This window comes from uncultured Georgenia sp., assembly GCF_937958535.1.
Taxonomy (GTDB): domain Bacteria; phylum Actinomycetota; class Actinomycetes; order Actinomycetales; family Actinomycetaceae; genus Oceanitalea.
In genome coordinates this window covers 1-23519 of sequence record NZ_CALGNQ010000033.1, presented here as the reverse complement: position 1 = coordinate 23519, position 23519 = coordinate 1, and the positions used below count along the sequence as shown (strand labels likewise).

17 protein-coding genes are annotated in these 23519 nt (G+C 74.1%); 4 read left to right on the top strand and 13 right to left on the bottom strand.

Going from position 1 to position 23519, the window contains the following annotated elements:
* Positions 1–27: 27 nt before the first annotated feature.
* The 5 genes from Q0195_RS01615 to Q0195_RS01595 form a co-directional block, all read right to left on the bottom strand.
* Positions 28–870, bottom strand: coding sequence for a glycerophosphodiester phosphodiesterase (locus Q0195_RS01615; RefSeq protein WP_299273665.1), 843 nt, complete (start codon positions 868–870; stop codon positions 28–30).
* Positions 855–2252, bottom strand: a complete 1398-nt coding sequence (locus tag Q0195_RS01610) for a peptidoglycan DD-metalloendopeptidase family protein (protein ID WP_299273664.1) — start codon at positions 2250–2252, stop codon at positions 855–857. Before Q0195_RS01610 ends, Q0195_RS01615 begins: the two co-directional genes overlap by 16 nt.
* Before the next feature lie 100 nt (positions 2253–2352).
* Positions 2353–3552, bottom strand: a complete 1200-nt coding sequence (locus tag Q0195_RS01605; protein WP_299273661.1) for a M23 family metallopeptidase — start codon at positions 3550–3552, stop codon at positions 2353–2355.
* Between the two features lie 138 nt (positions 3553–3690).
* The gene (locus Q0195_RS01600; RefSeq protein WP_299273659.1) at positions 3691–4737 is read right to left on the bottom strand and encodes a hemolysin family protein; all 1047 of its coding nucleotides are present in this window, start codon (positions 4735–4737) and stop codon (positions 3691–3693) included.
* On the bottom strand, positions 4734–6047 hold the full coding sequence (locus Q0195_RS01595) for a hemolysin family protein (RefSeq protein WP_299273656.1): 1314 nt from the start codon (positions 6045–6047) through the stop codon (positions 4734–4736). The genes Q0195_RS01600 and Q0195_RS01595 overlap by 4 nt, the downstream gene beginning before the upstream one ends.
* Positions 6048–6280: 233 nt before the next feature.
* On the opposite strand from Q0195_RS01595, the gene Q0195_RS01590 reads away from it, so the two are divergent.
* From Q0195_RS01590 to Q0195_RS01575, 4 genes are all read left to right on the top strand, one after another.
* A complete protein-coding gene (locus Q0195_RS01590; RefSeq protein WP_299273654.1) occupies positions 6281–7024 on the top strand; it encodes a response regulator transcription factor in 744 nt (247 codons plus the stop codon).
* On the top strand, positions 7021–8142 hold the full coding sequence (locus Q0195_RS01585) for a HAMP domain-containing sensor histidine kinase (RefSeq protein WP_299273651.1): 1122 nt from the start codon (positions 7021–7023) through the stop codon (positions 8140–8142). The genes Q0195_RS01590 and Q0195_RS01585 overlap by 4 nt, the downstream gene beginning before the upstream one ends.
* 164 nt (positions 8143–8306) lie before the next feature.
* Positions 8307–12131, top strand: a complete 3825-nt coding sequence (locus Q0195_RS01580) for a multifunctional oxoglutarate decarboxylase/oxoglutarate dehydrogenase thiamine pyrophosphate-binding subunit/dihydrolipoyllysine-residue succinyltransferase subunit (protein WP_299273648.1) — start codon at positions 8307–8309, stop codon at positions 12129–12131.
* An 83-nt stretch (positions 12132–12214) separates the two neighbouring features.
* Positions 12215–12811 carry a GDSL-type esterase/lipase family protein gene (locus tag Q0195_RS01575; RefSeq protein WP_299273646.1) on the top strand — a complete coding sequence of 199 codons (597 nt, stop codon included), beginning with the start codon at positions 12215–12217 and terminating at the stop codon, positions 12809–12811.
* Between the two features lie 55 nt (positions 12812–12866).
* Here Q0195_RS01575 and Q0195_RS01570 read toward each other — a convergent pair whose 3' ends face one another.
* The 8 genes from Q0195_RS01570 to Q0195_RS01535 all read right to left on the bottom strand — a co-directional run.
* Positions 12867–14309 carry a M23 family metallopeptidase gene (locus Q0195_RS01570; protein WP_299273643.1) on the bottom strand — a complete coding sequence of 481 codons (1443 nt, stop codon included), beginning with the start codon at positions 14307–14309 and terminating at the stop codon, positions 12867–12869.
* 1 nt (position 14310) lies between these two features.
* Complete coding sequence (ftsX, locus tag Q0195_RS01565) at positions 14311–15225, bottom strand: permease-like cell division protein FtsX (protein WP_299273641.1); 915 nt, start codon at positions 15223–15225, stop codon at positions 14311–14313.
* Between the two features lie 9 nt (positions 15226–15234).
* Positions 15235–15924, bottom strand: a complete 690-nt coding sequence (gene ftsE / locus Q0195_RS01560) for a cell division ATP-binding protein FtsE (protein ID WP_299273638.1) — start codon at positions 15922–15924, stop codon at positions 15235–15237.
* A gap of 176 nt (positions 15925–16100) precedes the next feature.
* Complete coding sequence (gene prfB / locus Q0195_RS01555; protein ID WP_299273635.1) at positions 16101–17219, bottom strand: peptide chain release factor 2; 1119 nt, start codon at positions 17217–17219, stop codon at positions 16101–16103.
* Positions 17220–17282: 63 nt separating this feature from the next.
* The gene (locus Q0195_RS01550; protein ID WP_299273633.1) at positions 17283–17420 is read right to left on the bottom strand and encodes a hypothetical protein; all 138 of its coding nucleotides are present in this window, start codon (positions 17418–17420) and stop codon (positions 17283–17285) included.
* Positions 17417–18628, bottom strand: a complete 1212-nt coding sequence (locus Q0195_RS01545) for a multidrug effflux MFS transporter (protein WP_299273630.1) — start codon at positions 18626–18628, stop codon at positions 17417–17419. The genes Q0195_RS01550 and Q0195_RS01545 overlap by 4 nt, the downstream gene beginning before the upstream one ends.
* A gap of 43 nt (positions 18629–18671) precedes the next feature.
* A complete protein-coding gene (locus Q0195_RS01540; RefSeq protein WP_299273627.1) occupies positions 18672–21905 on the bottom strand; it encodes an ATP-dependent DNA helicase in 3234 nt (1077 codons plus the stop codon).
* Positions 21902–23519 (bottom strand): PD-(D/E)XK nuclease family protein (locus Q0195_RS01535; protein WP_299273624.1); only part of this gene is annotated, 1618 nt, incomplete at its 5' end. The genes Q0195_RS01535 and Q0195_RS01540, both read right to left, overlap by 4 nt.

Genomic DNA, 23519 nt, shown 5'->3' with positions numbered 1-23519 from the left:
CACCTTGGAGGCCTCCGTGGGCCGTGTTCACAGCTCCGTTCTCGACGGGGCCGGATCGGCCTCGACCCACTCCCCCCGGGCACGCAGCACGGCGCGCAGCACCGTGGGACGGTCCGTAACCAGGCCGTCGACCCCGAGGTCGAGCAGCCGGTGCATCGTCGGCGCGTCGTCCACCGTCCACACGTGCACGGCCAGCCCCAGCCGGTGGGCGCGGCGGACGAAGGCCGGGGTCACCACCCGCACACCCCGGAACTCCACGGGCACCTGGACGGCCATCGCGCGCCGCGCGGGGCTGCCGTGCGGGGTGGGCACCCCGCTCGCCGGGCCGCCGTTGGCCGCCACGAGGAGCCGGGCCGTCTCGCGCTGCCCGAGGCTGGTGGCCACCCGGCCCCCGGTGAGACGGCGCACCACGCGCAGCCGCCGGTCGGAGAACGAGGCGAGGCACACCCGGTCCCACGCACCGGCCGCGGCGACCACCCGCAGGGTGGCGGCGACGGCGGCGTCCTCCTTGAGGTCGATGTTGAACCGCAGCCCGGGGTAGTCGGCCAGCGCCTCGTCCAGCCGCACGAGCCGGTCCCCGGAGCGGTCCCGCAGGCGGGCGGCCTGCTCCCAGGTGAGGTCGGCCAGGCGGCCGCGTCCGTCGGTCGTGCGGTCGACGGTGTCGTCGTGGAGCAGCACGACGACACCGTCGGCGGTGCAGTGGACGTCGGTCTCGAAGTACCGCAGCCCCAGCCGGGTGACGTGCTCGAGCGCGGCGCGGGAGTTCTCGACCACCTCACCGCACCCGCCGCGGTGGGCCAGGGCCAGCGGGCCCGGCCAGCTCAGGTAGGCGCACCCACCGAGCCGGCCACCGGTCAGGGTGTCGTGCACTGCCCGGGGGCGACCATGGTCAGGCCGAGCGAGGCGAGGAAGGACACCGGGTCCACCGTGGTGCCGTAGGCCCGGGTCGGGAACGGCGTACGGGGCCGCGACTCGCGCTCGCCGGGCTCGTCCGTGGGCTCCTCGCTCGGCTCGTCGCTCGGCTCCTCCGTGGGTTCCGCGGTGGGCTCGGGCGTGGGGGCCGGGGTGGGACTCGGCTCCGGGGTGGGCGTGGGCTCCGGCGTCGGGCTCGGCTCGGGCGTGGGCGTCGCGCCGTCGGTCGGCTCCTCGGTGGGCTCGCCGTCGGTGGGCTCCTCGGTCGGCTCCCCGTCCGTGGGCTCCTCGGTGGGCTCACCGTCCGTCGACTCCTCGGTGGGCTCCCCGTCCGTCGGCTCCTCCGTGGGCTCGCCGTCCGTCGGCTCCTCCGTGGGCTCGCCGTCCGTCGGCTCCTCCGTGGGCTCCCCGTCGGTGGGCTCCTCGGTGGGTTCCCCGTCGGTGGGCTCGTCCGTGGGCTCCGGGTCCGGGTCGCCCAGCCCGAAGGACGGGTCGTCGGACGGGTCGGGCTTCGGCACGACGCGCAGGACCAAGGAGGTGGGCGTCTTCGGCGGGGCGGTCTTCTCCAGCCCGATGGCGTCGGAGATGTGGATCTCGAAGTGGAGGTGCGGCCCGGTGGAGTTGCCGTTGTTCCCCACCTCGGCGATGACCTCGCCGGCACGCACCCGCTGCCCCGGCTCGACGAACACACCGTCGGGGTACATGTGGACGTACCAGCTGTAGAACGTGTGGCCGGCGACCTCGTGCTCGATGATGACGAGCTCGCTGGAGCGGCCCAGGCGTCCCGGCCCGGTGTAGACGACAGTGCCGTCGGTCAGCGCGTGGATCGGCGTCCCCAGCGGGGCGGCGTAGTCGTTGCCGGTGTGCATGCTCCACGTGCCGAAGATCGGGTGCACCCGGTAGCCGTAGGGCGAGGTGAGGCGGAAGCGGCCTGGCTCGATCGGGTAGCTCACGCACACCGGGGTCTCGGCGCTCGGCTCGACCTCGGACTTGGCCGTCTCGAGCTGCCGGCTGACGAGGCGCAGCCCGCTGGCGGCCGACACGCCGGCCTTCTCGGGCGGGGGCGGTGGGGCGGCCTCGAGACGCAGGTCGGTGCCCTTGAGGAACTCCCCGGTGGAGTCCTTCACCGGGCTGGGGGCAGGGCCGGCGTTCGTCAGCACGCTGACGCCGAGGAGCAGGGCGGCGCAGCCGACGACTCCGGCCCGGCGCAGCCGCCCCACCAGGTGGGCGTCACGGCGCAGCCCGACAGACGACAGCGGGCGACGGCCGGTGCGGCCGTCGCCTCCCGGGGCAGAGACGTCGGCGCCGGTGGCCGGCGACTCCCCTGCATGCCCTGGCATCCGCTTCCCCTCGGCTCCGTCACCCCCGCGTCGACACGCGGTCCGTCATAGGGTAACGGAGGTCACTGCGCCGGGCTAACGCCCGTGGGGAGCTCGGGTCTCAGCAGTCCGCGGCGAGGACGGCGGCGTCGTGGTCGGCGAGGAAGGCGCCGGGGTCGGTCGTCGTGCCCTCGGTGTCGAGGTGGATCTCCAGGTGGAGGTGCGGGCCGGTGGAGTTGCCGTTGTTCCCCACCTCACCGATGACCTCGCCGGCACGCACCTGCTGGCCCTCGGAGACGAAGACGCCGTCCGGGTACATGTGGACGTACCAGCTGTAGAAGGTCTGGCCGTCCAGCTCGTGCTCGATGATGACGAGCATGCTCGAGCGGCCGTCGATGCCCTCCCCCGCGTGGACCACGACGCCGTCGGCGACGGCGTGGATGTCGGTGCCCAGTGGGGCGGCGAAGTCGAGGCCGGTGTGCATCGACCAGCGGCCGTTGATCGGGTGGACGCGGTTGCCGTAGAGCGAGCTCTGCGTGTACGAGCCGGCGACGAGCGGCATGACGAGGCCGGGCTCGCCGCGCAGGGCCGCCCCGGCACCGTTGGCGCCGCTGCCCGCGGCGACCGTGCAGACCGCGGCGTCGCGGTCGACGCTGCGCGAGCTCTGGACGAGGGCGCGGGCCGTGGCCCCGGTGTCGGCCAGCAGGGCGGCCGCGCTCCCGGCGCTCTCGCTGTCGAAGCGGCCGGCGGCGGCGTCCAGGTCGTCGAGCAGCGTCTGGCCGGAGGGGACGGCCGCGACAGCGGTGCGCTGCTCGTCCTGGGGCTCCCCCGTTCCGGCGAAGCCGGTGAGCGGGGCGACGATGGTCGCGGCGCCGAGGACGCAGACGACAGCGGCCCGCGGGACCCAGCGCGGCGCGTGGAGGTGTCGGCGCGCGGCGGCACGCTCGGCGGCACGGAGCTCGGCCCGGCTGCGGAACGGTCGCCCGTCCGCCGTGCGGGCGGGGGCGAGGGTGCCGTCGAGCGGGATACGGGCGACCGGTTCGGCGTCCTCCGTCTCGCGCGCGGTCCGGGCGACCGCCTCGGTCGGCGCGTCGGCGGTCGCGGGCGTCGGGTCGACGGCTGCCGGCTCGGCCGGGGCCGGGGCCGGGGGCGCCGGGCGGTCGGTGACCGGGGCGAGGGTGCCGTCGAGCGGGATGGTGGCGAGGTGGGACCCGGACAGCGAGGCGGCCGCGCGGGCGGCTGCCTGCCGGATCGCCGCCTGCTCGGCGCGGCGCTCCGCCTCCCGGATCTGTCGTCGCGTCAGCGGTGCCGTGTGAGGCATCGCGGCGCGCGCGGGCATAAGGACCCTTTCGGCTGGGGGCGGAGGGGGACACGGCCGAGGCCGGCACATGTGTCACGAAACAGTAACGACGCCCAGGCGGCGAGTCCACAATCGCGTCGGAACCTGTGCAGAGGTGGTTCAGGGGCGCGCACTGTGGCGCTGCATCGAGTCAGAGACCTCCCCGACGAGCTCCTCCAGGATGTCCTCGAGGAAGACGACGCCGAGGGGGACGTCGGTCCCGTCCGCCACCGCGGCGAGGTGGGTGCCGGTGCGCTGCATGACCCGGAGCACCTCCTCGATCTCCTCCGACGGCGCCACTCTGGGCAGGGCGCGCAGCCGCCAGCGCGGGACCGGGACGTGACGTGCCGCCTCGTCCTCGTGGAGGACGTCCTTGATGTGGAGGTACCCGTCGACAACGCCGCGGGAGTTGCGCACGGGGAACCGGGAGAACCCGGTGCGGGCGACGGCCGCCTCGAGGTCCGCGGGGGTGGCGCCGGCCTCCAGCGTGACGAGGTTCTCATCGGCCACCATGACCTCCGCGGCGTCCTTGGCGGAGAACTCCAGCGCCCCGGACAGGAGCCCGAGCTCGTCCTGGAGCACCCCCTCCCGCTGCGAGCGCTCGATGATCGCGGCGACCTCCTCGGCGGTGAAGGCGGAGGTGACCTCGCTCTTCGGCTCGACCCCGAAGAGCCGCAGGACGAGGTTGGCCAGCTCGTTCATCGCCCAGATGACCGGGGACAGCGCCCGGGAGATGAGGACGAGCGGCGGGCCGAACCACATGGCGGCCTTCTCCGGGCTGGTGACGGCGAGGTTCTTCGGCACCATCTCCCCGACGACGACGTGGAGGTAGATGACCACGGCCAGCGCGACGGCGAAGCCCACGACGTGGGAGGAGGCCGCAGGCAGCCCGAGGTCGGTGAGCGGGCCCTCGACGAGCCGGGCGATCGCCGGCTCGGCGACCGCCCCGATCCCGGTCGAGCACACCGTGATACCGAGCTGGGCGCACGCCATCATGAGCGTCGCGTGCTCCATCGCCCACAGCACGGTGCGGGCCCGGCGCGAGGTGGCGGCCAGCGGCTCGACGCGGCTGCGCCGGGCGGACATGATCGCGAACTCGGCGCCGACGAAGAACGCGTTCGCGGCGAGGAGGACGAGCCCGATGAGGAGCGCGGTACCCGAGCTCACTGCGCCACCTCCACGCTGCGCACGCGGAGCACCTCGATGCGCCGTCCGTCCATCTGCTCGACCCGCAGCACCGCACCGGGCAGCTCCACCTCGTCGCCCACCCGGGCGATGCGGCCGAGCCGGGTCATGACGAGGCCGCCGAGGGTCTCGTAGGGCCCGTCGTCGGGCACGACGATGTCGGCCACGTGGGCGAGCTCGTCGGGCCGCATGACGCCGGGCACCACCCAGCTGCCGTCGGAGGCCGCGTGGGCGCCGGTGCGGCGGCGGTCGTGCTCGTCGGAGACCTCGCCGACGATCTCCTCCACGGCGTCCTCGAGCGTGACGATGCCGGAGGTGCCGCCGTACTCGTCGACGACCACCGCCATCTGCATCCCGCCGTCGCGCAGGGAGACGAGCAGGGCGGCCAGCCCGAGCGTCTCCGGGACCCGGGGCGCGGGGATCATGAGGCTGGTCGACGTCACCGGCACCTCCGCCCGGCGCTCGTAGGGCACGGCGATCGCGCGGCGCAGGTTGACCAGCCCGACGACGTCGTCGTGGTCGTCACCCACGACCGGGAACCGGGAGTGCCCGGTGGTCCGGGCGGCGGCCACGACGTCCGCGGCGGTGGCGGTTCGGGGCAGCGCGGTCATCCGCACCCGGTCGGTCATGACGTCGACGGCGGTGAGGGCGCCGATGCCGATGGACCGGGTGAGCAGGGTCGCGGTGCCGATGTCGAGGGTGCCCTGCTCGGCGGAGCGCCGCACGAGCGCGGCGAGCTCGCTCGCCGAGCGGCCACCGGCGAGCTCCTCGGCCGGCTCCACGCCGAACCGGCGCAGGATCGCGTTGGCGTGCCCGTTGAGCACCGAGATCACCGGCCGCAGGAGCCGGGTGAAGCCGCGCTGGAGCGGGGCGACCACCCCGGCGGTGGCGAACGGGTCGGCCAGCGCCATGTTCTTCGGCACCAGCTCACCGAAGAGCATGGAGAAGCCGTTGACCAGGGCGAGGGACAGGACGACGGCGGTGGCGCCCGCTGCGGCGGTCGCCAGCCCGGCCGAGCCGAGCGGCCCGGTGAGCAGGGTGACGAGCGCGGACTGGGCGGTGTAGCCGAGCAGGACGGTGGTGAGCGTGATGCCCACCTGCGCGCCGGACAGCTCGGTGGACAGGTTCTTCAGCGCGCGCTGGATGCCGACCGCGCGCCGGTCGCCGGCGGCCACGCGCCGGTCGACGGTGGCCGGGTCCATGGCCACGAGGGAGAACTCCGCGGCGACGAAGACCGCGGTGCCGGCGGTGAGGACCACGCCGAGCAGGATCATCAGCCACTCGGTCAGCACCGGCACGCTCCGGGCTGCGCGGGGACGGCCGGACGGCCGCCGGGACTTCGGGGCTCGGCGTCGGCGTCACCCGCGGGGGCCTCGGGGGCGGCGGGCTCGCCGGGACTTCGGGGCTCGGCGTCCGGTTCGGACGCGGACGCGACGGAGGGTCGACCGGGTTGTCGCTCGGACATAGTGGCCCCACGATACCGGGCGGCACGTCCCGGTGGGGGCCGGTGTGCCAGAGTGCACCCATGAGCTCCACCGGTCCCCCGACCCCTGATGTCACCCGGGTGCTCGTCGTGGAGGACGAGCCGGACATCGCCGCCCAGATCGCCCACCGGCTGTCCGCGGAGGGCTGGCGCGTCGAGATCGCCGGCGACGGCCCCGGCGGCGTGGCCGCGGCGCGGGCCTTCCTGCCCGACGTCGTCGTGCTGGACGTCATGCTGCCCGGGATGGACGGGCTGGAGGTGTGCCGGCGGATCCAGGCGGAGCGGGAGGTCCCGGTCCTCATGCTCACCGCGCGCGACGACGAGACCGACATCCTCGTCGGGCTCGGTGTGGGCGCCGACGACTACATGACCAAGCCGTTCTCGATGCGCGAGCTGCTCGCCCGCCTCAAGGCGCTGCTGCGGCGGGCCGAGCGGGCGCGCCGCACCGCCGCGCAGGAGACGGCCCCGGCGGCGCAGCCCCCGCTCGTGCTCGGTGACCTCGAGGTCGACCGGGGGCAGCGGCGGGTGCGGCGGGCGGGCACGGAGGCCCACCTCACCCCCACCGAGTTCGACCTGCTCGTGTGCCTGGCGTCCAGCCCGCGCACCGTGTTCTCCCGCGAGCGGCTCCTGGCCGAGGTGTGGGACTGGGTCGACGCCTCCGGCACGCGGACGGTCGACTCCCACGTCAAGGCGCTGCGTCGCAAGCTCGGTGCGGACCTCATCCGCACCGTCCACGGTGTCGGGTACGCCCTGGAGCCGGCGGAGGACGGCGCGGGGGCGCGATGAGCGGGACCGGCGGGGGCATCCGGCACGCCCGCGGTGGGCTGCGCATGTCGCGGCCGCTCGACCGCTTCCGGTCGCTCAAGCTCAAGCTCGGGGTGCTGGTCGCGGTCACCGTGACGGCCGCGGCGTTCATCACCTGGCTCGGGCTGCGCTACGAGCTCGGCCCCACCCGCACCTTCCCGCTGGCCATCGTCTCCGCGCTCGTCGTCACCCAGGTGCTCGCCCACGGCATGACGTCCCCGCTACGGGAGATGACCGCCGCCGCGCGGGCCATGGCCCGCGGCGACTACTCCCGGCGGGTGACGGCGTCGAGCAGCGACGAGGTCGGCGAGCTCGCCCGCGCGTTCAACCAGATGGCGCACGACCTCGCCTCGGTCGACACCGCCCACCGGGAGATCGTCGCCAACGTGTCCCACGAGCTGCGCACCCCGGTCGCGGCGCTCCAGGCGCAGCTGGAGAACCTCGCCGACGGCGTCGTCGCACCGACCCCGGAGGCGCTCGAGGGGGCGCTGCGCCAGACCCAGCGCCTGGGCCGCCTCGTGGGCTACCTCCTCGACCTCTCCCGGGTGGAGGCCGGCGTCGTCGGCCTGGAGCTGGAGGAGGTCTCGGTGCGCGAGCTCGTCGACGAGACCGTGGCCGAGGCCGCCGCCGCCGCGAGCGCCGCGGGGCGGGACGTGCGCTGGGAGGTGCGGGTGGACCCGCCCGAGCTGCGCTTCCGCGTCGACCGGGTGCGCATCTCCCAGGTGCTGGCCAACCTCCTGGACAACGCCGTCCAGCACACCCCGCCCGGGACGGTGGTCTGGGTCCGGGCGTCCTCGGCGGCGCTGCGTGGGGAGGTGGTCATCGACGTCGTCGACTCCGGGGCCGGGATCCCGCCCGCCGACCGGGAGCGGGTCTTCGAGCGGTTCCAGCGGGGCAACAGCCCGGCCCTCACCGGCAGGACGAGCACCGGCGGGACCGGGCTGGGCCTGGCCATCTCCCGGTGGGCGGTGACGATCCACGGCGGCACCATCCAGGTGGTCGACTCCCTCGCCGGCGAGGGGGCGACGGTGCGGATGCGGCTGCCCGTCCGCGGCCCGCGTGGACCACGGACCGTGGGGACGATGCAGAGTCCCGGGTGACACTGCCTTGACCGCGGGTTGGGACTGTGCTCCGCGGGCCGCCGGATCGGGTCCCGATCCGGGTGATTCGGGCCTCCCCGCTCGGTTCCCGTGGGGTCGATCACCTACGCTTGAAGAGCACTTTCTCTCCACCCATACCGTCTCGGAAGAGGGCGATCCCCGAAGTGTCCACTCAGGAGCACCCTGACTCTGTCGCCGCCACGTTCGGCGCCAACGAATGGCTCATCGAGGAGCTGTTCGAGCAGTACCAGAAGGACCCCGCGCTGGTCGACCCGGCGTGGTGGGACTTCTTCAAGGACTACCAGCCCGGCAACGGCGCCGCTGACGGAGGTGGAACGACGGCTCCCCCGCCCCCCAGCACCGCGGAGCGCACGGCGGCCGCACCGGCGGCCCCCGCCGCACCCGCCGCGGAGCAGGCCCGGCCTGCCCCGGCCGCGAAGCAGCCCGGACCGGTCGCCCGGCCGGGGTCCGACACCACCGCGCGCGGCCCGGCGCCGACCCCGCGTGCCCACGAGGTCGCCGAGGCGCTGACCTCCGAGCCGGCCCCCGAGGCCACCGCCCAGCCCGCAGTCGCGGGCTACACCTCCCGTCCCGCCTCCCGCCAGACCGTGCCGGACATCGAGGACGGCACCGTCAAGCTGCGCGGCCCCGCCGCCCGGGTCGTGCAGAACATGGAGGCCAGCCTCGAGGTCCCGACCGCCACCAGCGTGCGGGCGGTGCCCGCCAAACTGCTCGTCGACAACCGCATCGTCATCAACAACCACCTCGCCCGCGGGCGCGGTGGCAAGGTGTCCTTCACCCACCTCATCGGCTACGCCGTCGTCGAGGCGCTGAGCAAGCTGCCGGAGATGAACGCCTCCTACACCGAGGTGGACGGCAAGCCCGGGATGACCCAGCCGGCCCACGTGAACTTCGGGCTGGCGATCGACCTGCCGAAGCCGGACGGCACCCGCCAGCTCCTCGTGCCCTCGATCAAGAAGGCCGAGGAGATGGACTTCGACCAGTTCCGCATGGCCTACGAGGACCTCGTCCGCAAGGCCCGGAACAACAAGCTCACCGTCGACGACTTCATGGGCACGACGATCACGCTGACCAACCCCGGCACGATCGGCACGGTCCACTCCATGCCCCGGCTCATGGTCGGCCAGGGCACGATCATCGGCGTCGGCGCGCTGGACTACCCGGCGGAGTACAAGGGGGCCTCGGCGGAGACCCTCGCCCGCAACGGCGTGTCGAAGATCCTCACGCTCACCTCGACCTACGACCACCGGATCATCCAGGGGGCGGCCTCCGGTGAGTTCCTCCGCCTGCTGGAGGAGAAGCTCCTCGGCCTCGACGGGTTCTACGACCGCGTCTTCGCCGCGCTGCGCGTCCCCTACGAGCCGGTGCGCTGGCAGCGCGACGTCGACGTCGACGCCGAGTCGGAGATGGGCAAGCCGGCACGGATCGCCGAGGTCATCCACGCCTACCGCTCGCGCGGCCACCTCATGGCCGACACCGACCCGCTGACCTACCGCCAGCGCCGTCACCCCGACCTCGACATCGCCAACCACGGCCTGTCCCTGTGGGACCTGGACCGCACCTTCCCCACCGGCGGCTTCGCCGGCACCTCCCGCCTGCCGCTGCGGGACATCCTGGGGATCCTGCGCGACACGTACTGCCGCACCGTCGGCATCGAGTACATGCACCTGGCCGACCCGGTGGAGCGGCGGTGGATGCAGGCCAAGCTCGAGACCCCGTACCAGAAGCCGAGCACCGAGGAGCAGCTGCACATCCTCCACAAGCTCGGTCAGGCGGAGGCCTTCGAGACGTTCCTGCAGACCAAGTACGTCGGGCAGAAGCGGTTCAGCCTCGAGGGTGGGGAGTCGCTCATCCCGATGCTCGACACCATCCTCACCGAGGCCGCCCGCGACGGCCTGGACGAGGTGGCCATCGGGATGGCCCACCGCGGCCGGCTCAACGTGCTGGCGAACATCGCCGGCAAGTCCTACGCCCAGATCTTCTCCGAGTTCGAGGGCAACCAGGACCCGCGGTCCATCCAGGGCTCCGGCGACGTCAAGTACCACCTCGGCACGGTCGGTCAGTTCACCGCCCACACGGGGGAGCAGACGAAGGTCTACCTCGCCGCCAACCCCTCCCACCTGGAGGCCGTCAACGGTGTCCTCGAGGGCATCACACGCGCCAAGCAGGACCGCATCGACCTGGGGCAGCAGGGCTTCTCGGTGCTGCCGATCCTCGTCCACGGCGACGCCGCCTTCGCCGGGCAGGGTGTGGTGACCGAGACGCTCCAGCTCTCCCAGCTGCGCGGCTACCGCACCGGCGGCACGGTCCACATCATCGTGAACAACCAGATCGGCTTCACCACCGGTCCGGCCAGCTCGCGCTCCACCTACTACCCCACCGACGTGGCCAAGGGGCTGCAGATCCCCATCTTCCACGTCAACGGGGACGACCCCGAGGCCGTGGCCCGCGTCGCCCGGCTGGCCTACGAGTACCGGCAGGAGTTCCACAAGGACGTCATCATCGACCTCGTGTGCTACCGCCGTCGTGGCCACAACGAGGGCGACGACCCGTCGATGACCCAGCCGGTCATGTACTCCCTCATCGAGAACAAGCGCAGCACGCGCAAGCTCTACACCGAGGCGCTCGTCGGCCGCGGGGACATCACCCCGGAGCAGGCCGAGCAGGCGCTGCAGGACTTCCAGGCCGAGCTGGAGAAGGCGTTCACCGAGACCCGCCAGTCCGGCTGGCGCCCCCCGGTGCACGACGACGAGCAGGTCGCCGGGCTCGAGCTGCCGGAGTCCCAGCAGGTCGACGCCGGGATGATGGTCGGCTGGGAGACCGCCGTGCCCGCCCCGGTGCTCGAGCGCATCGGCAAGGCGCACGTGCGCCCGCCGGAGGGCTTCACCGTCCACCCCAAGCTCGCCAAGCTCCTGGAGCGGCGCGAGGAGATGTCCCGCACGGGCGACATCGACTGGGGCTTCGGCGAGCTCCTCGCCTTCGGCTCGCTCCTCATGGAGGGCACGCCGGTGCGGCTGGCCGGGCAGGACTCCCGCCGTGGCACCTTCGTCCAGCGCCACGCGGTGCTGCACGACGCCAAGACCGGTGCCGAGTGGACCCCGCTGATGTACCTCACGGCGGACCAGGCCAAGTTCTGGGTGTACGACTCCTCGCTGTCGGAGTACGCGGCGATGGCCTTCGAGTACGGCTACTCGGTGGAGCGGCCCGACGCGCTGGTCCTGTGGGAGGCCCAGTTCGGCGACTTCGCCAACGGGGCGCAGATCGTCGTCGACGAGTTCGTCTCCTCCTCCGAGCAGAAGTGGGGCCAGCGCTCCTCCCTCGTCCTGCTCCTGCCGCACGGCTACGAGGGCCAGGGCCCGGACCACTCCTCCGCCCGGATCGAGCGGTTCCTCCAGCTGTGCGCCGAGGACAACATGATCGTCGCGCAGCCGAGCACGCCGGCGAACCACTTCCACATGCTGCGCCGCCAGGCCTACAGCCGCCCACGCAAGCCGCTGGTCGTCTTCACCCCGAAGCAGCTGCTGCGGCTGCGGGCCGCGGCCTCGCCGATCGAGGCCTTCACCAGCGGGACCTTCCAGCCGGTGATCGGTGACCAGGGCGGCGCCCAGGGCGAGGTCCGCCGCGTGCTGCTGTGCTCGGGCCGGGTCTACTACGACCTCGCCGCCCAGCGGGAGAAGCGCGGCGACACCAGCACGGCGATCATCCGGGTCGAGCAGCTCTACCCGCTCCACCAGGACGCGATCCGCGCCGAGCTCGACCGCTACCCGGGCGCCGAGCTCGTGTGGGTGCAGGACGAGCCGGCGAACCAGGGGCCGTGGACCTTCCTGTCCGACCACCTCACCGCCCAGACCCTCGGCGGCCGGGAACTGCGCCTCGTGTCGCGTCCGGCGGCGGCCTCCCCCGCCACCGGCATCGGCCGGGTGCACAAGCAGGAGCAGGCCGAGCTCCTCGAGGCAGCCTTCGGCTGATCCCCAGCGCGCGACGCGGGCCGGGTCCCTCGGGACCGGCCCGCGTCGTTGTAGGTTCGGTGTGGCAGACGAAGGGAGTGACGGTGGGCGGTCGAGAGCTACGCATCTGCGTCGTCGGTGACGAGCTGTCCGCGGGCATGGGCGATGCCCGGGGCCTGGGGTGGGTCGGCCGTGTGGTGGCCCGCACCCAGAGCGAGGAGCCGATGTTCGTCACCTCGCTCGCCGTACCGGAGGAGACGACCACCGCGCTGTCGGCGCGGTGGGAGGCCGAGTGCCGGCGTCGCTTCGCCCCCGGCTGCGACAACCGTCTCGTGGTCGCGCTCGGGTCGGCCGACCTCGTCGCGGGGCTGTCGCTGGCCCGTAGCCGGCTCAACCTCGCCAACATCATCGACAGCGCCCGCTCCGAGCAGGTCGGTGTCTTCGTCGTCGGGCCCCCGCCGCGTCCGGACGTCGACGGCGACGCCCTGGCGGCGCTGTCCGCCGCCTTCGCCGACGTGTCGGGCCGGCGGCAGGTCAGGTACGTCGAGACCTTCGCCCCGCTGCGCACCCACGACCAGTGGCACGCCGACGTCGCCGCCGGTGACGGCGTGCACCCGGGCCAGGCCGGTTACGGCCTGCTGGCCTGGCTGGTGCTCCACAACGGTTGGCACGACTGGCTCGCGCTGCCCGAGCCGGACTGACCCGCCGCCCGGCGGCTCGGCCAGCTGCGCACCCGGCCGGCCGGGTGCGGGCGGCTCAGTTGCTGCGCACCCAGCCGGGCAGCCCCATCGGGTCGATCGTCGACCCGTTCTTCCACACCTCGAAGTGGACGTGGCAGCCGGTGACCCGCCCGGTCTGGCCGGTCCAGCCGATGAGGTCGCCCTGCCTGACCGACTGGCCGGGCCGCACGTTGAAGCGGCTCAGGTGGTTGGTCACGGTGACGTAGCCGCTGCCGTTGATACGGCCGTGGTCGATGATCACCTGGTTGCCGTGCGAGCCGTTCCCGCGGGCGGGGACGGTGGCCTTGACCGTGCCGCTCGCCGCGGCGTACTGCGGGTTGCCGCACGCGGAGCGGATGTCCACGCCGGCGTGCCACCAGCGGTAGCCGGCGATCGGGTGGATCCGGTAGCCGTAGGGCGAGGTGACGTACAGCGGGTTGGGCACCGGTGGGGTGAGCGCGGCGGAGCCCCCGCTGCCCCCGCTGCCCCCGCTGCTGCTGCGGTTGCCGCTGTTGCCGCCGCTGCCGTTGCTGGGGGCGCTGCGCGAGGCGTTGCGGCGCTCACGCTCCTCCCGCTCGCGCCGCTCCCGCTCGCGCTCCTCGACGGTGCTCGCCCGCTCGGACTCGATCTGGGCGATGATCCCGGCGAGGCGGTCGTCGTCGGCCTGCTTCTGGGCGAGGTCCTCCTCCAGCTGCCCGCGGAGGGCCTCGAGCTCGGCGGCCAGCGCCGTCTGCTCCTCCCGGATGGCGATGATCTCGGCGCGGTGTGCCTCGGCGGCAGCCCGGGCCTCGTCGGCGGCGGCGACCGCCTCCTGGGCCTGGACGTGCAGCTCGTCGATGCGGTCGCGCACCGCCTGCTGCCGCAGCTCGCGGTTGCGGTTGACGGCGGTGATGGTCTCCAGGTCGGTGATGACCTTGGTCTGCGTGCGCACGGCGGTGTCGACGATCGCGGCCTGCCGGATGAACTCCTCGCTGGAGGTGGCGTTCATGACCACCGCCAGCCCGTTGAGGGAGGGGCCGCCGCGGTAGGTGCTGCGGGCCAGCTCGCCGATGGAGGAGCGGGACGCCTCGATCTGCGACTCCCCTGCGGCGAGCTCCTCCGCCAGGGTCTCCAGCTCACCCTCGGCGACGGCCAGCCGGTCGGCCACCGCCTGCTCCTCCCGCTCGGCGGCGGCGAGGTCCTCCTCGGCCTGGGCCAGCGCCGCCTCGGCGACCGGCAGCCGGGCGTTGGCGTCCTCCAGGGCGAGGTAGGCCGCCGCCAGGTCGGCGTTGGTGCCCTCGAGTCGGGACTCGACCTGCTCGCGCTCGCGGGCCAGCCGCTCGCGCTCCTCGCGCTGCTCGCGCAGCTGGCGGTCGTAGCGGGCGATGTCGTCGTCGTAGTCGGCGACGGCGGTGCTGCTCCCGGCGAGCAGCCCGAGGGCGAGCGCCGCGGTCAGCAGCGTGCGCACCAGGCGGGGGCGGCGGCGGGTCGTCGTCGTCATCTCACACCCTTGTGTAACGGCTCAGGGACACGATGGAGCTGATCCCGGCGAGGAGGATAGCGGCGAGCACGAGGAGCGGGGCGATGACCAGGACGTCGCCCGTGTCGACGAACTGCACCCACTGGAACTCCTGTGCGAGCCACCCCTCGACGAGGTAGCGCGCAGCCAGCCACAGCCCGCCGACGGCGAGCGCCGCACCGGCGAGTGCGGCGAGCGCTCCCTCGAGCATGAACGGCAGCTGGATGAAGAGGTTGGACGCGCCGACCAGGCGCATGATCGAGGTCTCCCGCCGCCGGCTCATCGCCGAGAGCCGGATCGTCGTGGTGATGAGGAGGACGGCCGCCACGGTCATCACCCCGCCCAGCGCGACGGCCAGCAGGGTGGCCCGGTCGAGGATGAGGAAGAGCGGCTCCAGCAGCGCCCGCTGGTCCACGACCTCCTCCACGCCCGGCCGGCCGCTGAGCTCGTCGGCCACCACCTGGTACTGCTCGGGGTCGACGAGCTTGATGCGGAAGGAGACCTGCATCTGGTCCGGAGTGAGGGACTGGGTCCACACCGAGTCCGGCATCTGCTCCTGAAAGGCCTCGTAGGCCTCCTCCTTGGTCTCGAAGTAGACCTCGTCGACGTAGGGGGCCAGGCCGTCGGAGGCCAGCAGGTCCTCGATCGCGGCGAGCTGCTCGTCGGTCGCCTCCCCGGCCGCGCAGGTGGGGACGGCCGAGTCCGCCGGGCACATGAACACCGAGACCTCGACCCGGTCGTACCAGTCGTCCTTCATGTTGTCGATCTGCATCTGGAGCAGGAGGGCAGCCCCGACGAAGACGAGGGAGATGAAGGTGACGAGGACGACCGAGACGGTCATCGACACGTTGCGCCGGAGGCCCGACGCCAACTGGGACAGGACGAACCGCAGTCGCATGACAGCCCCCTACCGTGCCGCGCCGTAGACGCCGCGCGACTGGTCGCGCACGGTCCGGCCGTCGTCGAGCTCGATGACCCGCTTGCGCATCTGGTCGACGATCTCGTCGTCGTGGGTGGCCATGACGACGGTGGTCCCGGTCCGGTTGATCCGGTCCAGGACGCGCATGATCCCGATCGACGTCGTCGGGTCGAGGTTGCCGGTGGGCTCGTCGGCGAGGAGGATCGCCGGCCGGTTGACGAAGGCGCGGGCGATCGCCACCCGCTGCTGCTCACCGCCGGACAGCTCGTGGGGCATGCGCCGCTCCTTGCCCTCCAGGCCGACCATCTCGAGCACCTCGGGCACGGTGGTCAGCACGTGGTGGCGCGGTCTGCCGATGACCTGCAGGGCGATCGCGACGTTGTCGAAGACCGTCTTGTCCGGCAGCAGCCGGAAGTCCTGGAAGACCATGCCGATCTGCCGGCGCAGGTGGGGCACGCGCCACTGGGAGACCTTGGCGAGGTCGCGGCCCAGCGCGAAGACCTGGCCGGAGGTCGCGCGCTCCTCGCGCAGCACGAGGCGCAGGAAGGTCGACTTCCCGGAGCCGGACTGCCCCACGAGGAAGACGAACTCACCGCGCTCGATCTCCAGGGTCACCTGGTCCAGCGCAGGCCGGGCGCCTCGGGCGTAGACCTTGGAGACGTTGTCGAATCGGATCATGTCTGCGGCCAGTCTCGGAAGTGGGGAAGGATGGAACTCTGGCCCTCGGTCGAGAGTAGGCACGCGGCTCCCCGCTGCCCGTGGCGACACGCCGACGGCGCGACGCGCGTGACGTGCCGTGCAGCACCGGTCCGGGACCGCGCCCGGCCGAGCCGGGGCCAAGGCCGGAGGCGGACTCAGCCGTCGAGCTCGTGCTGCTTGCGCCAGCGGATCCCGGCCTCGATGAAGCCGTCGATCTCGCCGTCGAACACGGCGCTCGGGTTGCCCTCCTCGTACTCGGTGCGCAGGTCCTTGACCATCTGGTAGGGCTGGAGGACGTAGGAGCGCATCTGGTCGCCCCACGAGGCCTTGACGTCGCCGGCGAGCTCCTTCTTCTTCGCGTTCTCCTCCTCCTTGCGCAGCAGGAGGAGACGGGACTGGAGCACGCGCAGCGCCGCCGCCCGGTTCTGGATCTGGGACTTCTCGTTCTGCATCGACACGACGATGCCGGTCGGCAGGTGGGTCATCCGCACCGCGGAGTCGGTCGTGTTGACGCTCTGCCCACCGGGGCCGGAGGAGCGGAAGACGTCGACCTTGATCTCGTTCTCCGGGATCTCGATGTGGTCGGTCTGCTCGATGAGCGGCACCACCTCGACCGCGGCGAACGAGGTCTGCCGCCGGCCCTGGTTGTCGAAGGGCGAGATCCGCACGAGGCGGTGGGTGCCGGCCTCCGCGGCGAGGGTGCCGTAGGCGTAGGGCGCCTTGACCTCGAAGGTCACGCTCTTCAGCCCGGCCTCCTCGGCGTAGGACGTGTCGAGCACCTTGGTGGGGTAGCCGTGCCGCTCGGCCCAGCGCAGGTACATCCGCATGAGCATCTCGGCGAAGTCGGCGGCGTCCACACCGCCCGCCCCGGCACGGATCGTCACCACCGCCTCGCGCTGGTCGTACTCACCCGACAGCAGGGTGCGCACCTCGAGGTCGGCGAGGTCCTTGCGGATCTTCGCCAGCTCGGTGGCGGCGTCCTCGAGGAAGGCGTCGGCGTCGGCGCCCTCCTCCTCCTCACCGAGCTCGACGAGGGCCTCGAGGTCGTCGATCCGCTCGCCCATCCTCTCCACGCGGGCCAGCTCGGCCTGCGCGTGGGAAAGCCGACTCGTGACCTCCTGCGCCCGGTCCTGGTCGTCCCACAGGTCGGGAGCGGCCGCCTGCTCCGACAGCTCGGCGATCTGCGCCCGCAGCGCGTCGGGGTCCGTCACCGCGCTGATGGACCGGTAGGTGTTGCGCAGGTTCTGGATCTCGGTCGGGAAGTCGATTGCCACGGTAACCCAGGCTACGCGATGACCGCGCCGCCCGGCCCCCGGGGCGGGCGGGCGTCGGGAGCGTCACAGCGTGTAGGCCACGACGAGCATCCCGATGAGGAGCAGGGCGATGACGGCGGAGGTCACCCGCCACCACAGCGGCTGCACCCGCCGGTGGCCGATGCCGTCGTCGCGGAGCTCGGGAGGCAGGTCGTCCCTCATGGGCTCTCCTTCCGTCGGTAGGCGGGGGTGCCGGTGGCCAGGACGAGCAGTGCCACGGCCATGACCCCGAGGATCACCGTAGCCATGGCGACACCGTCCTCGCCGAGCAGCCCGACGAGCGGGCTGACCGCACCGGCGATCCCGGCCTGCAACGCCCCGATGACGGCGGCTGCCGCACCGGCCCGTTCCCCGTGGCGGCTCAGGGCCAGCGCGCTGGCGTTGGGCGGGAGCACGGCGTTGACGGTGATGAGCAGCCACAGCGGCACGGTCAGGCCGACGAGGCCGCCGAGGTCGCGCGCCGCCACGAGCAGGAGGAGGAGGGCGAGGCCGAGCGCGACGGGCACACCGACCCGCATGAGCTGCAGCGGCGCGAAGCGGCGCACCAGGGAGGCGTTGACCTGCGACCCGAGCACGAGACCGATGCCGTTGACGGCGAAGAGGAGCGCGAACTGTGCCTCGCTCAGGCCGTACTGCTCCTGGAAGACGAACGGGGAGCCGGCGACGTAGCACATGAGCGCCCCGAGCCCGAGGCCGGGTAGGACGGCGAGCGCGAGGAACTGCCGGTCGCGCACCAGCACTCCGTAGCCGCCGAGGACCCCGGCCGGCCCGTCGGTGCGGCGGCGGGCCGGGGGGAGGGTCTCGGGCAGGAAGCGCCACACGACGGCGGCGAGCCCGGCGCCGAGGGCGGCGAGGACGCCGAAGACCGCACGCCACCCCGCGAGGTCGGCGACCAGGCTGCCCGCCAGCGGGGCGAGCAGCGGGGCCAGGCCGATGACGAGCATGAGCCGGGAGAGGATCGCCGAGGCGGTGGCCCCGCTGTACCGGTCCCGGATGACCGCCATGGCGGTGGTCGTCGCGGCGGCGTTGCCGATCCCCTGGACGACGCGCAGGGCGAGCAGCGGCACGATCCCGGCGGCGACGACGCACAGCAGCGAGGCGAGGACGTGGAGCGCCACCCCGACGAGGACCGGCCGGCGGCGCCCGAAGCGGTCGGACAGCGGCCCGACGAGCAGCTGGCCGACGGCGCCGCCGACGAGCACGCCGGTGATGGTCGCCTGGACGAGCGCCGGTGAGGTGTCGAGCTCGGAGACCACCACCGGCAGGGAGGGCAGGTACATGTCGGTGGTCACCGCCGGCAGCGCGGCCATGGCGCCGACGAGCAGGACGAACCGCGCACTGGGGCCGGGTGTCCGGGCGAGGCTCGTCACCCCGTCATGGTGCCGCACCGGGGCGGCGTGGGGCGCAGGCGTCTCAGCCGGACACCTCGCGGAGCGCGGCCGTGAGCCGCTGCTCGATCTCCTCCTCGGTGAGCCGGCCGGCCTCGACGGTGCGGTCGGCGGCGACGTAGTAGAACGCGGCCCCGACCTCCTCCAGCGGCCGGCCGGTGCGGCGGGACCAGGCCAGGCGGTAGAGGGCGAGCTGGAGCTCGCGGGCGGCGAGGGTGGCGGCGTCGCGGGGCGGTGCGCCGGTCTTCCAGTCGACGACGTGGACCCCCTGCTCGTCGTCGAAGACGGCGTCGACGCGGCAGCGGACCACTGTGCCGGCGACCGCGGTCTCGAGGTCCACCTCCACGGCCACCGGGGTGCGGGCCGCCCACCGCGAGGCGGTGAAGGTGCGCTTGAGCGCGGCCAGCTCGGGCGGTGCACCGCCGCCCCACGCCGCCGGCTCGTCGTCGCCGAGCAGGTCCTCGGCACCGTCGACGTCGAGCAGGCTCGGGGCGCCGAAGTACTCCTCGACCCAGGCGTGGAACAGGGTGCCCAGGGTCGCCCGGTCGCTGGGGGCCTGCGGCATGGGGCGGCGCCGGTCGAGGGCGAAGCCGCGGGGGTCGTGGGCGAGGTCGACGACCCGGGAGGCCGACAGGTGGCGGCCCAGCGAGACCTCCAGCGACGCACCGCGCTGCTCGGCCCGCTCGCGCAGGAGGAGGTCGGCGTCGCGCAGCCAGCGGCGCACGTCCGGCGGGGACTCCTCCGGCGGCGGCAGCGGACCGGCGGTGCGGACGGCCACCGCAGCCGCCTCCAGCCGGTGGCGCCGCTCCCCCAGCGGGTCGAGCGGCCACGTCGCGGACACGACGCGCTCCAGGCTGGGGTTGACGGCGTCGGCGGCGGGTTCGGGCGTCCAGCCGAGCGGGGCCTTCTCCACGAGCCCGGCGTCCCGCGGCTCGGCGAGGAAGCGTGAGGGGGGCAGCGGTCTCTTGCCGGTGCGGAACCAGGACCCGGTGAGGAGCAGGGTGTGCCGGGCCCGGGTGACCGCGACGTAGGCGAGCCGGCGCTCCTCGGCGACGGTGTGCCGGCCGCTGTCGCGGCGCAGCGCAGTGAGCGCCTCGCGCACGTCGGCGTGGGTGGGGGCCGGGGGCAGGTCGAGGGCGGGCAGGCTCGCGGCGTCGCCGCGCAGCGGGTAGGGCAGCGCGGTGCGGTCGGTGAGCCAGCCGGAGGTGGAGACGGCGCCGTCGGCGGTGGGTCTGCCCTGGTAGCTCGGGAACTGGGACTCGACGAGGCCCGGGACGGCGACGACGTCCCACTCCAGCCCCTTGGCGGCGTGGACGGTGAGCACCTGCACCGCCCCGGGCTGCGGGTCGGCGTCGACGGGCTCCAGGCCGCGCTCCCGCTCGTCGGCGGCGTCGAGCCAGCCGAGGAAGGTGCCCAGCCCGGCTCCGCCGGTGTCGGCGGCGAAGGAGGCCGCGACGTCGACGAAGGCGTCGAGGTTGGCCCGGGCGTGCGCGGCGACGCGGCCGGCACGGGCCGCCACCTCGATGTCCAGGCCGAGCAGGGTGATGGTGTGGGACACCACCTCGGGCAGCGACAGGTAGCTCAGCGAGCGGACCTGGCGCAGCAGGTCGCCCAGCCGCTCCACCCGGCGGCGCCCGTCGGCGGTCAGCGCGGGCCCGGACGGGGCGCGCCATCCCGCGGGGGGCGGGGTGTCGACGGCCTCGACGAGGCTGGCGTCGGCGCGGCTGTCCCCCGCCAGCTCGCGCGCCCACGCGCCCAGCACGTGGAGGTCGGCGGCACCGATCCCGGCCCCGGTGAGCAGCCGCATGACGGAGTCGCCGCGGGAGGCGTCGTGCGCGGCCTCGAGCGCGGCCCGCACGTCGACGACCTCGGGTGCGGCGAGCAGCCCGCCCAGCCCGAGCACCTCGACCGGGACGCCGCGCTCGCGCAGCGCCTCGACCACCGGCCCGAACTGGGAGCGGGTGCGGCACAGCACCGCGGCGGTGCGGTCCGGGCTCCACCGCTCGGCGAGGAAGTCGGCGACGGCGGCGACCTCCTCCTCCACGGAGGCGGCGTAGCCGGCCAGCACCCGGCCCTCCTCCGCGCCGGGCCGGGCCACGAGCTCGGGGACCTCGACCGGGGCGGGGGTGGTGTCGTCCGTGCGGCGCAGCGGACCGGAGATGCGGTTGGCGACGGCGAGCACGGCGGAGTCGTTGCGCCACGAGGTGCGCAGGTAGCGGGTGGGGGTGTGCTCCTGGCCGGCGCGGCCGAGGCTCGGGAAGTGGGTGGGGAACTCGGCCAGGGCGGCCGCGGCCGCGCCCCGCCAGCCGTAGATCGCCTGGTTCGGGTCCCCGACGGCGGTGACGGCGTGGCCGTTGCCGAAGATCGCGGAGAGCAGCCGGAGCTGGGCCACGGAGGTGTCCTGGTACTCGTCGAGGAGGACGAGGGGGTACTGCTCGCGCAGCGCCTGCCCGACGGCGGGGACGGTCTCGGCGATCCGGGCGGCCATGGCCACCTGGTCGGCGAAGTCCATGACGCCCTCGTCGCGCTTGGCGCGGGCGTAGGCGTCGACGAGGTCGAGCAGGGCGAGCCGTTCGCGCAGCGAGGCGACGACCTTGCGGGTGTCGGCGTAGGGGGCCTTGGCACGCCCGGCCGGAGCGGCGTCGGTGAGCGAGTCGGCGAGCCGGGCGAGCTGTTCGCGGGCGTCCTCGGTGGTGAGGAGGTGCTCGGCGAGCGCACCGGACAGGGAGAGCACCGCCTCGGTGACCGACGCGGGCGAGGCGTCGACGTCGAGCGCGCCGTGCCAGCCCTGGACGACCCGGTCGGCCAGCTGCCACGCCCCGGCCTCGGTGACGAGCCGGGCGTCGGGGTCCATCCCCACCCGCAGCGCGTGCTCCTTGGCGATGTCGGCGGCGAAGGAGTTGTAGGTGGCGATGGTGGGCCGGTCGACGTCCATCCGGGACTCGGCGTCCTCGAGCAGGCCGGCGCGGCGCAGCTGGCGCAGCCGCAGCCGGACCCGGTCGGAGAGCTCGGCGGCGGCCTTGCGGGTGAAGGTGAGGCCGAGCACCTCGTCGGCGCGCACCTGCCCGTTGGCGACGAGGTGGACGACGCGCGCCGACATCGTCTCGGTCTTGCCCGACCCGGCGCCGGCGACGACGAGCTGGGGTGCCAGCGGGGCCTCGATGACGGCCTGCTGCTCGGGGGTGGGGACGTGCTGGCCCAGTGCCCGGGCGATGTCCGCGGGGCTGTACCGGGTGGTGGGGGTGAGGAGCTCGCTCACTGGGTCACCCGCCGTCCTTCGTCCTGGAGCGGGCAGCTGCGGCGCACCGGGCAGTGGTCGCAGCCGGGGTTGAGCCGCGCCTCGAAGTGCGCACCGGCCATGGTCTCGGCGACGCGGGCGACGAGGTCGTGGGCCCACTGCGGGTCCTGCGCCTCGCGCGGGGGCACCTGCTGCCGGGTGGTGGGGCCGGTGCTGCCCGTGCCGAGGTAGACCAGGCGCGCGCCGGCCGGGGTGGCCGGGCCGTCGAGCCCGCCGGCCTCGACGGCCACCTGGTAGGTGGCCAGCTGGGCGTTGGTGCGGGCCTCCTCCTCGCTCACCGGGTTCTTCGAGGTCTTGAGGTCGACGACGCGCACGCGCTCCTCGCCGTCGTCGATGAGCCGCTCGACCCGGTCGATGCGCCCGACGAGGCGGGCGCGGCCGACGTCGGCCTGGAAGGAGCGCTCGACCTCGACCTCGCCGGGGACGCCGGCGAGGTAGTGGGCGAGCCGCTCGACCATACGCTCGGCCTCGGCGCGCTGCCGGCGTCCCACCCAGCCGTCACCCAGGCCGAGGGAGGCCCAGCGGGCGTCGAGCGCGGCGCGCAGCTCCTCGAGGGTGCCGTGCGGGTGGGCGGCGGCGATCTCGTGGACGAGGTTGCCCAGCGACTGGTCCAGGGAGTCCTCGCGCCGGCCACCGGCGGTCTGCAGCGCCCAGCGCAGCGGGCAGCGGTCGGCGGTCTCGACGGCGGAGGGTGAGACCCGCACCGGCTCCTGGGGGGCGACGAGCGGTGCGGTGCTGCTCGGGGCGGCCAGGCCGTGCCACTCGCCCGGGTCCGCGCCCGGCACCTCCTCCGCGGCGAGGCGGGCGAGCAGCGCTGCGGCGGCCTCGCGGCGTGCCGCGGGCCCGGGCCCCTCGGCCGTGACGTCCTCCTCGATCGCGGCCCGCAGCTCGGCGACCAGGCCGCGCAGGTCGAGCGCCGGCGGGACGTGGTCGACGGTGTGCTGCTCGGCGTCCCCGCCGAGCAGCTCGAGGAAGGAGGAGGGGCGGTCGTCCAGGTCGAGGACGGCGGTGGCCACGACCCGTCGGGTGGCGCGGGAGACGGCCACGGCGAGCATCCGCAGCTCGTCGTCGAGCACGGCGCGCCGGGCCTGGCCGCGGGGGACCGCGGCCCCCGGCTCGCGCCGGCCCGCCGCGATCTCGGCGAGCTCACCGGCCCCGAGCAGGGTGTCGCGCAGCCGCAGGTCGGGCCACACGTCCTCCTGGAGCCCGGCGAGGACGACGACCTCCCACTGCCCCCCGCCGGTGCCCGCGGGGGTGAGGATGGCGACGCTCTCGGTGCGCTGCGCCTGCGCCGCCAGGGTGTCGGCGGCGATGTCCTGGGCGAGGAGCTCGGCGACGAACCCGGCCGCGCCGGCGCCCGTCTGCCGCTCGTCGAGCTGCTCCGCCGCGCGGAAGAGCGCCATGAGGGCGTCGAGGTCGGCGTCGGCCCGTTCCCCCTGGGGGCCGCCGGCCAGCGCCCGCTGCCGCCACGGCTCGGCGAGCCCGGCCGCGTCCCACAGGGCCCACAGCACCTCGGCGGCGCCCCCGCCCCGCCGGTGCGCCTCCCGGCCGGCGGCGAGCACCCGGGCCACGCGC